At 62.7% G+C, this 12,145-nt stretch carries 9 protein-coding genes and 1 pseudogene; 1 reads left to right on the top strand and 9 read right to left on the bottom strand.

All coding sequences use genetic code 11. From position 1 onward, the window contains the following. The 7 genes from QZY06_RS02690 to glgP all read right to left on the bottom strand — a co-directional run. Window positions 1–1,606, bottom strand: a 1,606-nt coding sequence (locus tag QZY06_RS02690; RefSeq protein ID WP_295679843.1) for a phosphoketolase family protein, incomplete at its 3' end; no start/stop codon positions are given. Window positions 1,607–1,637: 31 nt separating this feature from the next. Then, window positions 1,638–1,874, bottom strand: a complete 237-nt coding sequence (locus QZY06_RS02695) for an SHOCT domain-containing protein (protein ID WP_295679846.1) — start codon at window positions 1,872–1,874, stop codon at window positions 1,638–1,640. Window positions 1,875–2,281: 407 nt separating this feature from the next. Then, window positions 2,282–2,839 carry a DUF3617 family protein gene (locus QZY06_RS02700; protein WP_295679849.1) on the bottom strand — a complete coding sequence of 186 codons (558 nt, stop codon included), beginning with the start codon at window positions 2,837–2,839 and terminating at the stop codon, window positions 2,282–2,284. An 89-nt stretch (window positions 2,840–2,928) separates the two neighbouring features. Continuing rightward, window positions 2,929–5,247, bottom strand: a complete 2,319-nt coding sequence (locus tag QZY06_RS02705; RefSeq protein WP_295679851.1) for a heavy metal translocating P-type ATPase — start codon at window positions 5,245–5,247, stop codon at window positions 2,929–2,931. 22 nt (window positions 5,248–5,269) lie between these two features. Then, window positions 5,270–6,856, bottom strand: coding sequence for a glucose-6-phosphate isomerase (gene pgi, locus QZY06_RS02710; RefSeq protein ID WP_367275544.1), 1,587 nt, complete (start codon window positions 6,854–6,856; stop codon window positions 5,270–5,272). A gap of 44 nt (window positions 6,857–6,900) precedes the next feature. Next, entirely contained in the window at window positions 6,901–8,142 is a 1,242-nt protein-coding gene (locus QZY06_RS02715) for a transaldolase (RefSeq protein WP_295679855.1), read from the bottom strand. Window positions 8,143–8,497: 355 nt separating this feature from the next. Beyond that, window positions 8,498–11,044 carry an alpha-glucan family phosphorylase gene (gene glgP, locus QZY06_RS02720; RefSeq protein ID WP_295679858.1) on the bottom strand — a complete coding sequence of 849 codons (2,547 nt, stop codon included), beginning with the start codon at window positions 11,042–11,044 and terminating at the stop codon, window positions 8,498–8,500. A 226-nt stretch (window positions 11,045–11,270) separates the two neighbouring features. Here glgP and QZY06_RS02725 point away from each other — a divergent pair, with 226 nt between their 5' ends. Continuing rightward, a complete protein-coding gene (locus QZY06_RS02725; protein WP_295679861.1) occupies window positions 11,271–11,600 on the top strand; it encodes a DUF2934 domain-containing protein in 330 nt (109 codons plus the stop codon). A 60-nt stretch (window positions 11,601–11,660) separates the two neighbouring features. On the opposite strand, the pseudogene QZY06_RS02730 reads toward QZY06_RS02725, so the two are convergent. Further along, window positions 11,661–11,861 (bottom strand): annotated as a pseudogene (locus QZY06_RS02730) (ABC transporter permease); the annotation flags it as partial. Window positions 11,862–11,881: 20 nt separating this feature from the next. Continuing rightward, window positions 11,882–12,019: a hypothetical protein gene (locus QZY06_RS02735; RefSeq protein WP_295679865.1), complete on the bottom strand. Its 138-nt coding sequence runs from the start codon at window positions 12,017–12,019 to the stop codon at window positions 11,882–11,884. Window positions 12,020–12,145 lie beyond the last annotated feature (126 nt).

Genomic DNA, 12,145 nt, shown 5'->3' on the forward strand with positions numbered 1-12,145 from the left:
GATGCGAGAAGCCGTTGTGATCCTGGCGCCAGACATGCGAGGCCAACAGGTAGTTGAGCGAGGCAATAGGTTTTCGCCATGGCAACTGAGAAGCGACCTTGAGCCATTTGGCATGCTGGTTGAACATCGAATCGACGATGTGGATGAAAGCTTCGTAGCAGTTGAACAGGCCATGTCGCCCGGTCAGCAGATAGCCTTCCAGCCAGCCCTGGCACTGGTGCTCGCTGAGCATCGAGTCCAGTACTCCACCACTAGTCGCGAGAAACTCGTCATTCGGCTCGGTCGCGGCATCCCACTGGCGCCGGGTCACCTCGAACAAGGCTGCCAAGCCATTGGAGGCGGTCTCGTCAGGGCCGAAGACCCGGAAGTTCCGCTCGTAATCGTTACCCTTGGCGAGGTCACGCAGGAATGGCCCCAGCACGCGCGTGTCGCCGATGCCGTGTACGCCGCGCACCGACACCTCAGCCGCGTAGTCACGGAAATCCGGCATCGCAAGATCGCGCAGCAACAGCCCGCCATTGGCGTGAAGATTGGCGCCCATGCGCCGCTCGCCCTGCGGGGCGAGGTCAGCGAGTTCGCGCTTGAGGCGACCCTGGCCATCGAACAGTTCTTCCGGCCGATAGCTCCGCAGCCAGTCTTCCAGCAGCTTGAGATGTCCCGGATGAGTGCTCGGATCCGAGATCGGCACTTGATGCGCACGGAAGGTCCCCTCAATCTGCTGACCATCGACCAGCTCGGGGCCCGTCCAGCCTTTAGGCGATCTGAGCACGATCATCGGCCAGCGCGGCCGCAGGTGATCGCCGTCGACGCGTGCCGTCTGCTGGATGGCCTTGATCTGCGTGACAGCATCATCAAGGGCGGTCGCCATCGCCTCGTGCATCAGGGCGGGATCGGATCCCTCCACGAACAGCGGCGTCCAGCCATAGCCTTCCAGCAATTTCTGCAGTTCTTCGTGGGTGATGCGCGCCAGTACGGTCGGATTGGCAATCTTGTAACCGTTGAGATGCAGGATCGGCAGCACCGCGCCGTCAGTGGCTGCATCGAGAAACTTGTTCGAATGCCAAGCCGTAGCCAGCGGACCAGTTTCCGCTTCGCCATCACCAATGACACAGGCCACGACCAGGCCAGGATTGTCGAACACGGCGCCGAAGGCATGGCTCAGCGAGTAGCCGAGCTCACCGCCTTCGTGGATCGAACCCGGGCACTCGGGTGAAGCGTGACTCGGAATGCCGCCAGGAAACGAGAACTGGAGAAACAGCTTCTGCAGCCCGGCTTCATCCTGGGTGATGTGTGGATAGATCTCGCTGTAAGTGCCTTCCAGATAGGTGTTGGCCACCACGGCCGGACCGCCATGCCCGGGCCCGCAGATGTAAATCATGTCGAGGTCGTGCTGCTGGATGACCCGGTTCAGATGTACGTAGATGAAGTTCTGGCCGGGCGTGGTGCCCCAATGACCGAGCAACATGTGCTTGATATCGGTGAGCGCCAGCGGCCGTTTCAGCAGTGGGTTGTCGAACAGGTAGATCTGGCCGACCGAGCAGTAGTTCGCTGCGCGCCAGTAGGCATCCATCCTGTGAAGCAGATCGGCGTCCAGCGTTCGAGTCATCAGCAGATCTCCTTGTCTGATGCCTACTGCCTTACTTGGCTGCAATGTCCAGCTTCATCCGACTGTGATCCTCGCGCGTGATCTCGCCGCGCGCATAACGCTCGTTGAGGATGTCCAGTGCTTCCTTGCGCGGCTCGGCAAGGTAACGGCGGCTGGAGCGGTAGCTATAACCCCAGTGACCGACGCTCGAGATCAGCAGAAACCAGACGCCGAACCAGAGAAACCATCCCCAGCCCGCATACCAGTCGTTCCAGTACAGGTGATTCATTTGGCGCTCCGCTGCATTCGACTACAGCTGCCAGCGTGGAGCGCTGCGGCGGATTCGTCGGTGCGTTAGCGCCCGCATGCAACTATCGACTGTTGATTGGTTCGCTTCTGCACAGTTCGAGGTCTGCAACCCGAAGCAGGCCAAGAACGTACTGGAGGACCGCCTCAGTATCTCGGCTGCGTTGCGCTGCCGAATCTCAATTGATTAGCAAGGAGGGGAAAGAGTATTGGCGGCTTTCAACCCAAGCCTTCTGCAGGCCCTGTTCGGCCTTCCGCATCTGCAATCCGCTGCCCAGCAGTTCGAGACTTCAACGGGAGAATCATTGACGATGTGGCGCAAGCCAGCGCTTGAAGCTCGAGCGGATCGAAGATCGCTCCGTCGCTTACTGACAGCTGCCCATGCGCCGGCTATCTGCCAGCCGGCACGGTAACCGGTGTCTGCAACTTGTTGATCGGCACAACACTGCCGCAGTCTGCGCCTTGCCAGCGAGAGTCCGTCTTCACCTGCATGGTGCGTGCGGCCCCCTTGCGAGCAGTCTTCATCGTGGCGTTCACGGTGTAATGCTCTGAATCAATGAAGCGAGCTTCACCGTCGATTTCGGTCGCCGAATCGGCGCACGTGGAGTGCCACTGCCAATGAACGCTGTCCTGCGTTGTATAGGTGGTCTGACACTTGCCATCCGCCTGCTGCCATTGGCCTGCGTCCAGCGAAGCCTTGTCGAGGCAGAGCTTGACGGCGCCGCCACTCGCGGCACTCATGTCGATGCCACGCTCTTTCATCACGGCCTCCATCCGCGCTCTGGCTTCGGGCGGCAATTCCTTGAACTTGGTCATCGGGTCAGGTGCCTTCTGGCCATCGATCTCGCGCTCGCTACGAACTTCCCAAAGTCCAGGCTTGATCGGCGGTGGATTCGTTGCCGCGTTGGCCACGCCACTCAGCGTGGCGGTTATGCAGAGCGTGAGCATGAGGACAGCAGGAGCGTGGCGCATGGAGACCTCCGTCGGCTATTGCGCGCAATCATAGCGAGGACCGCGCCCGTCGAAGACGCATGGCGCTAAAGTTTCGTGGTCCGCAATCGCAGCGCATTGCCGATCACCGAGACCGAACTCAGGCTCATCGCGGCGCCGGCAATGATCGGGCTCAGCAGCAAGCCGAAGAACGGATACAGCAGCCCCGCGGCCACCGGAATGCCGATCGCGTTGTAGAGGAAGGCGAAGATCAGGTTCTCGCGGATGTTCCACATCGTCGCGCGGCTGAGGCGAATCGCCTGCGCGATGCCGCGCAGATCGCCTTTCACCAGAGTAATGCCGGCACTCTGCATCGCCACATCGGTGCCGGTGCCCATGGCGATTCCGACATCGGCTTCACTGAGTTCCGGAGCATCGTTGATGCCGTCGCCGGCCATGGCCACGCGCTGCCCTTGCGCGCGGAGCTTCTTGACGTGAGCAACCTTGCCGGCCGGTTCGACCTCGGCTTCCACCGCATCCAGACCCAGTGACTTCGCCACCGCGGCCGCGGTGCGGCTATTGTCGCCGGTGAGCATCACCAGCTTCAGGCCCAGCGCCTGTAGCGACTGGATGGCTTCCATGCTGCTGGCCTTGATCGGATCGGCAACCGCCACGATTCCGGCGGGCTTGCCGTCGACGGCGACGAACATCGCCGTCTTGCCGGCGTCCTGCAAGCCCTCGGCCTGTGCTTCCAGCGGCTCCAGTCCGGCGACCTTTTCATCGCGCAGGAAGGCCGGTTTGCCGACTATGACAAGGCTGTCGCCCACTCGGCCGACGACGCCGCCGCCAGTCACCGAGCGGAAATCGGTGACGGGATGAAGTTCAAGCTTGCGCTCGTTCGCTCCGCTGACGATGGCTGCTGCGAGCGGGTGTTCGCTGCCCTGCTCCAGTGCTGCGGCGAGTCGCAGAAGACGCTGTTGGTCAAAGCCCTCGGCGGGCAGCACATCGATCAGCCGGGGCTTGCCTTCGGTGAGCGTGCCGGTCTTGTCGACGACCAGGACCGTGACCTTCTCCAGCCGCTCCAGCGCCTCGGCGTTCTTGATCAGGACCCCGATCTGCGCACCACGGCCAACGCCGACCATGATCGACATCGGAATCGCCAGCCCCAGTGCACAGGGGCAGGCGATGATCAGCACCGCCACCGCATTGATGATGGCGTTCGCCAGCTTCGGCTCCGGCCCGATCCACATCCAGGTCACGAAGGTCAGCACCGAGATCGCCAGCACGGCGGGCACGAAGATCGAGGCCACCTGGTCTGCCAGGCTCTGAATCGGCGCGCGGCTGCGTTGCGCCTCGGCCACCATGCTGACGATCTGGCCGAGCATGCTGTCGCTGCCGACCCGCTCGGCCCGCATCACGAAACTGCCTGGGCCGTTGACCGTGCCTCCGGTGAGCTTGTCGTGCACCGCCTTCTCCACCGGCAGCGGCTCGCCGGAGACCATCGATTCTTCAACGCTGGAATGGCCTTCGGTCACCACGCCGTCCACGGGCACCTTGTCGCCCGGCACGACTCTCAGCAGATCACCCACCTTGACCTGATCCAGGGGAATTTCGCGATCGCCACCGGCCTCGACCCTGCGCGCTACGGGCGGCGCCAGATCGAGCAGGGCCTTGATGGCGCTACCGGTGCGGCTGCGCGCACGCAGTTCCAGCATCTGGCCGAGCAGGACCAGGACCACCACCACGGCCGCCGTCTCGAAGTAGATCGCGACCCGCCCGGAATGATGTCCGCGGGCTGGAAACCAGCCCGGCGCCAGCATGGCAACTGCGCTGAACAGATAGGCCGTGCCGACGCCGATCGCGATCAAGGTGAACATGTTGAATTGGCGCGTCAGCAGCGAACGCCAGCCGCGCACGAAGAACGGCCAGCCTGCCCACGCCACCACCGGCGTGGCGAGGCCGAACTGGATCCAGCGCGATGCGTCGCCATCGACCCAAGTGTCATGGCCTAGCGCCGGAACCAGATGCGCCATCGCCATGATGAATACCGGCGAGGTCAATGCGGCGCCGATCCAGAAGCGCAGGCTCATGTCGCGCAGTTCGGCGTTGTCCTCGGCTGCAGGCGCCATGCTTCCCGCCTTCGGTTCCAGGGCCATGCCGCACTTCGGACAGGCACCTGGATGGTCTTGCTCGACGTCCGGATGCATCGGGCAGGTGTAGATCGTTGCGTTGGAAGCGGCTTTCGGCGGGTTCGGAACAGCAGACGCCTCTCCGACCTGGGGCGACGCCAGGAACTTGTCGAGGCAATGCTGGCCGCAGAAGTAGAACGTCTCCCCTCCCCGTTCGGTATGCACGGCCGTTTCAGGATTCACGATCATGCCGCAAACCAGGTCAAGCACAGGTTTCAGCGCGGTTTCGGTATTCATGGCGTGGACTCTAGAGTCGTTGTCATGAGCTGCGCAGATGTCGATAGCGGCGGATCAGCGTGTTGGTCGAGCTGTCATGCCTCAGCTGAGGCTCGCTGTCGCTGGCGATCTCGGCGGCAGTCCGCGTCGCCAATACCTTGCCCAGTTCCACGCCCCACTGATCGAAGGAGTCGATGTTCCAGATCACGCCCTGCACGAACACGCTGTGCTCGTAGAGGGCTACCAGCGCACCGAGTGTTCGAGGATCGAGCTGTTCGGCCAGTAGCGTGTTGCTTGGCCGGTTGCCGGCACAGCTCCGGTGCGCGATCAGCGCCGTGGCCGTTCCTTCGGCCTGCAGCGCTGCTGGCGTTCTGCCGAAAGCCAAGGCTTCGCTCTGCGCGAACAGGCTGGCCATCAGCAGATCGTGCTGGTCGCCGAGCGGCGACGAGGTTCGGCTGAAGCCGATGAAGTCACAAGGAATCAGCTGGGTGCCCTGGTGAAGGAGTTGATAGACCGAGTGCTGGCCGTTGCTGCCGGGCTCGCCCCAGACAATCGGCGACGTGTTGTAATCCACCGGCACGCCGTCGAGGTTGACGTGCTTGCCGTTGCTCTCCATCGACAGTTGCTGCAGGTAGGCCGGGAAGCGCTTGAGACAGGCCGCGTAAGGCAGGACGGCCTGGGTCGTGCAGCCGAGAAAATTGTTGTTCCAGACCGACAGCAGGCCGATCAGCATGGGCAGGTTCTGCTCGAACGGCGTGCCGCGAAAGTGCTGGTCCATCGCGTGAAAGCCTCCCAGCAGATCGTGAAAGTGTTGCGATCCGATGGCCAGCATGGTCGACAGCCCGATCGCCGAATCCATTGAATAGCGCCCGCCGACCCAGTCCCACAGGCTGAAGGTGTTGGCCGGGTCGATGCCGAACGCACGGACTCGTTCCGCGTTGCTCGACACCGCGACGAAGTGCCTCGCCACCGCCGGTTCGCTGCCGAGCGCCGCCACGCACCAGGCACGTGCGGCGCGGGCGTTGCTCAGGGTTTCGACCGTGGCGAAGGTCTTGGAGCAGACCACGAACAGGGTTTCGGCCGGATCGAGGCCATCGACCGCGCCGCAAAAATCCGCGCCGTCGACGTTGGCGACGAAGCGGAACTCAATACTGCTGAGGCGGTAATCGTGCAGCGCTTCGAAGGCCATCATTGGCCCGAGGTCCGAGCCACCGATGCCGATGTTGACGACGTTGCGGATGCGCTTGCCGGAATATCCGAGCCAAGTGCCGCCGCGCACCTGTTCGCAGAACGTCGCCATCCGATCAAGCATGGTGTGAATCGCCGGCACCACATCGCATCCGTCGACCAGAAAGCGATCACCGCGTTGTGCCCGCAGCGCGACGTGCAGCGCCGCACGCTGCTCCGTGACATTGACGCGCTCGCCACTGAACATCGCCTCGATGCGCTCGTGCAGTCCGCAGGCTTTGGCGAGGTCCTGCAGCAACTGCAAGGTGACATCGTCGATGCGCTGCTTGGCGTAATCCAGATACAGGCCCGCGGCTTCGGCGGCATAGCGCTCGCCGCGCAATGGGTCATCGGCGAACCATTGCCGCAGGTGACGCTCGCCGATCTCCTGGTGGTGGCGCACAAGCGCCTGCCACTCCGGTCGCCCACGGAGGGCTGCAATTGCGGTCACGCGGGATGTACGGCAACACCGGCAAGCGTCGCGTGCTTGTCGGCGATACGTCCGAGTAGTTGTTGCCAGGAATGAACGAACGACGCCGCGCCCTCGACCTGTAATCGCGATGCCAGCGCATCGACGTTGATGCCGGCACTCATAAAGCGCGTCAGCACGGCTTCGGCGTCGCCACCATCCTCGGCCATCGTGCCGTGCAGCTCGCCATGGTCCGCGAAAGCCCGCAGCGTCTTTTCGGGCAGGGTATCGATGGTGTCGGGCGCGGCGAGCGCCTCGACGTACAGGGTATCGGATGCGTTCGGGGCCTTGGTGCCGGTGCTGGCCCACAGCAGACGCTGCGGCCGCGCGCCGACGGAAGCGAGTGCCCGCCAGCGCGGCGAGGCAAGCAGCTCGCGGTGGGCGCGATAAGTACGCTGGCCCATGGCAATACCAAGGCGGTTGCCAAGCTCTGCCGGCACGCCGGCCGGATCGCTGTCGGCACCCCGGCTGCCGGCCATTGCCAAGGCTGCTGCGATATTGGGGTTAACACCGGCGTCGCGATCCTCGCGGTCGATCAATCTGGCCCTGGCGGTGTTGAGGCATTTGCGCTGTTCGGCAGTCGCGGACGCATCGATCGCCTGATCCCAGCGACTAACGAACAGCGAGGCCACCGACGCGACGCGGAGATCGAGCCCGGCTGCGAGACGCCGCTCGATGCCGCGCAGGTACGCATCAGCTGCAGCCAGATAGTGCTCGCGGGAGAACAGCAGCGTGACGTTGATCGGAATACCCCTGAAGATCGCTTCCTCGATCGCCGGGATGCCGGCGGGTGTTCCAGGAATCTTGACGAACAGGTTTGGCCGATCGGCCAACGTGTGAATGCTGGCCGCCGCCGCAATGCTGCCTGCCGTGTCTTCGGCCAGCAGCGGCGAGATTTCCATCGACACCCAGCCGTCAACGCCGCGGGTTTCGTCGAACGAAGGCCGGAACAGATCGGCGGCACGGCGCAGGTCTTCCAGAGCCAGCTCGATGAACAGCGGTTCGCCGGACAGACCCGCACGGGTCTTGGCCAGGATGCCAGCGTCATAGGCATCGGTGCTGCCTATTGCCTGGTCGAAGATCGTCGGATTCGACGTCAGACCGGTCACCGAAAACTGTTCGATGATCGTCCGGAGGCAGCCGTCATCGAGCATCGCGCGGCTGATGTTATCCAGCCATAGACTCTGACCGAGATTGTGAAGTTGCTGGGCCTTGTTCATGCGTGCTCTACGGAGATGGCAGGTGGGCGGCGCGCGGGTGGCCAGGGCGACGTCGCTTCACGACGCGCGATCAGCAAACATCGTTCCGGCAGCTGATCATTGCGGGCCCGGCTAAGCTTCAACCAAGCGGTGAGGAATCAGTTGAACAGGCCGCACTCTCAGCGTAGCTGCGGATCTTGTCTGTTCGTGGCCGCACAATATTCATACTCGTTCGCTGCCAGGGGCAGTGGCAGGGTATTGGGTCTTCCGCAATGCATTCCAGCAGCGGCGCATCGGCCAGCCAATTATTCGCATTGTCGCGTCCGAGCATTGATGCAAATCAGAGCATACCCAGGCTCCCATCTGGTCGGCGGATTCAACGCTGCCAAGTGATCTGGGAGGCTTCCAGTGGAACCGCAACGCCGGCACGATACGGAAGCATTCGCACAGTGAAGTCCGACGGCTGACGTTCCGTCGGCAGAGAAGCGCGATAGGTATGCGACCCAAGCAGGCCCGTTGATTGCGCATCTCGCGACATCAGCAGCCGCACGGGTGGGCTTGATGCGAACGCTTCGGCGTAAACCTCCAGGCGAACCGATTCGGGATCAGTCTCGCCCAGCTGAACCTGCACTTCGAAGACCAGCTCCCCACTGCGCAGCTCGACCTTGGCTAGGCCGAATCGCAGGCGGCTCCAATGGTCTTCGAGATCTCGACGCCATTCGGCGACCTGCTTGCCGAGCTCGCCGCCTCCTGCCATACGCGCCTGCACTACGATTGCGGCCGGCAGATAGTGCAACTCGGTGTATTCGCGCACCGCACGACTGGCCGAGAAACGCGGCGTGAGCATCGCCATGCTTTCGCGAATGCGTCTTGTCCAGACGACCGGAATATCGGACTTGTTCCGAGCATAGAACTGCGGAATCACTTCGCGCTCGAGCAACTCGTAGAGAGCATCAGCTTCTTTGGCATCGTTGGCCGCGTCGTCTGCGTGCTCGCGTCCATCGCCGAGCGCCCAGCCGACGCCGGGTGTCCAGGCTTCGGCCCACCAGCCGTCGAGTTCCGAGAGATTGAGGCCGCCATTGACCAGCACCTTCATGCCGCTGGTGCCGCTCGCCTCCCAGGGCCGCCGCGGCGTGTTGAGCCAGACATCCACGCCCTGCACCAGATGTTCGGCAAGTGCCATGTCATAGTCGCTCAAGAACACGATATGCGGCCGAACCTCCGGGCTGCGAATAAACTCGATCCACTGGCGAATCAGCGCCTGCCCGGCGTGGTCGGCCGGATGCGCCTTGCCGGCGATGACCAGCTGTACGGGCCATTCGGGATTGGCCAGCAACCGAAGCAGCCGCGCCGGATCACGCAACAGCAGATTCGGACGCTTGTAGGTCGCGAATCGGCGTGCAAAGCCCAAGGTTAGGACTCGAGGATTGAACAGATGCCGCGCGGTTTCTACCGCCGTCGTTGAGGCACCCGATGCGGCAAGCTGACGCGACAATCGTGTGCGCATGAAGTCGATCAGCTGACCACGGGCCACGGTCCGCAATTGCCAGAGCTTCCCATCATCAACTTTGCGAATGTCGCCTTCGAGCGTTTCGGCCGAGCCGTGCCAGCGATGCTTGCCGCATGCGTCGGTCCACAGCTGATCGGCGGCGGCGGAGTCCCAGGTCGGCATGTGGACTCCGTTGGTCACGTGCCCGATCGGAACTTCGCTTTCGGGCCAGCGCGGAAACAACGGGGCGAACAGCAGCCGGCTGACCGCGCCATGCAGACAACTGACGCCATTGACGGCGCCGCTGCCGCGAATCGCCAGATAGGCCATGTTGAACGGCTCGGCAGCATCGTCGGCATTGGCCCGGCCAAGCGCGAGCAGATCGTGAAGTGGAATTCCGAGTTGCCCGGTGGCGTAAGCCCCCAGGTAGTGGCTGATCAGCGCAGGCGAAAAGCGATCGAAGCCGGCTGCCACCGCGGTGTGCGTGGTGAACAGATTGCCAGCCCTCGTTGCCGCCAGTGCGGCGTCGAAAGGCAAGGCGGTTCTGGTCATGAAACTGCGCGCCCTTTCCAGTACGGCGAACGCCGCATGCCCCTCGTTCAGGTGACAGACATCTGGCTCGATGGCCATTGCCTCCAACAGACGCCATCCGCCGATTCCGAGAATCAGCTCCTGCTGGAGACGCAGTTCCGGGCCGCCGCCATACAACTCGCTAGTGATCGCCCGATGGACCGGCGGATTACTCGCATCGTTGCTGTCGAGCAGGTAGAGCTTCACGCGGCCGACCAGGACCTCCCAGGCACGCAACCATACCGAGTAACCCGGTAGCGCGATCTCCAGGCGCAGCCATTCTCCGTTCGGGGTACGTAGCGGCGTGATCGGCATTTGGCCAGGATCGTTGCAGGGATACAGAGCCTGCTGCACGCCATCCTCGTCGATGACCTGACGGAAGTAGCCCTGCTGGAATAACAGGCCGATGCCGATTACCGGCACGCCGAGATCGCTCGCCGCCTTGAGCTGGTCGCCCGCGACGTTGCCGAGACCTCCGGAGTAGATCGGCAGTGCTTCGCTGAGCATGAACTCCATGCTGAAGTAGGCGACGCAACGCAAGGCACTCTGCAGGTGATGCTGCTGAAACCAGGCCGGCGCTTCGATCGACTGTCGCCGCGCCACGATGAGATCGTCGAGCGCTTTGCGGAACGAGGGTTCAGCGAGCAGCGCGTCAATGCGTTCGCGTGACACGGTCTGCAAGACCACCCAAGGGTTCTGCGTGATGCCCCAGAGACTGGCGTCCAGTTGCCGCCAGATGTCGTCCGTCGCATGGTTCCAGGACCACCTGAGGTTCAGCGCGAGTTCGATCAGGCAGTCAAAACCCGGAATATCCCTCGGCAGAAGCCGGGCTATCGAGCGGTGGGCCGTAGGGAGATCGTTCATTGCTCGCTCGGCTCTCTTGGTGGAGAGAAGACCTCGGCCGGTTTCGAAGCGGGCTGACGGAACTGTCGTGCCAAATGCGTCGCGCGGTCTGTTGGAGAACGCACGCAAAGTCGATTTGAGCGACGCTCATTCGCCTGTGCGAGGCAACGTACAGACCTTTCGGCCGACGCTGTTCAAGGTGACCTCACTCTGTAGCACGCACCGGCGCTTCCCCGACGAGGTCATCATGAAGAGCGAAATTCATCACCCGAAGTCGTACGGTACCGAGGAGCTCGGAGCAACGGCGCTCAATGCGACGGTCGTCCAGGAAACCCTTAAAGCCTCTAGCTTTGAGGTAGCGGATAACGCCGTCGATGTGACTACAGCGCCGGCACCCACCCATATGACGGCGAAGCGCTTCCTGGATGACGATGAACGACATCATCTGATCGAGCAGGCGGCCTACTTTCGGGCTGCTGATCGTGGCTTTCAATATCAGGATCCGCTTAACGACTGGCTGAAGGCGCAGGCCGAGATCAATGAAGTTTTCTCTGGCGAGCAATTCTTGGCTACATAGCGGGTTTCGCTGTGAGGCTGATTCGTGGTGCAGGATAGGTCCGACGAGAGCACTACCTGGCTACTCATGGCGCAGCGCGTCGATCGGATCCATGCGCGCCGCGCGCCGTGCCGGGAAGTAGCAGAACACGACGCTGATCGCGGCTGAGAACAGCAACGACCGTAGATTGATCACCGGGTCGAACACATAGGGCACGGCCATCACGCCGGACAGCATCCAGGAGGCGACGGTGGCGATCCCGACTACACCGCCCAGTGCCGAACCAGCCTGCCGGCCTCGTCCTAGATCTGCGTGACCGGTATCGCGACGTCGTGGCGACCGATGCCGGCGATGGCGTACGAAACGCTGTCGGGCGAGATGATCAAGTATTCCACCTTGCCGACCTTCTGTTCTGCTTCGTTATGGATGGTCTTGCCCATCTAGGTGTTCTTGCAGCTTCATCCCAGAGCGAGTTCGGTGGATTCGGTGACACGCAGATCGACCTTGGTTATGCCATTGGCAATATGTGCATTGACCGTTGCCGCACTGGACAGCGCGCCGAAGAT

Origin of the sequence: uncultured Nevskia sp. (assembly GCF_903885465.1) — a bacterium.
Classification (GTDB): Bacteria; Pseudomonadota; Gammaproteobacteria; order Nevskiales; family Nevskiaceae; genus Nevskia.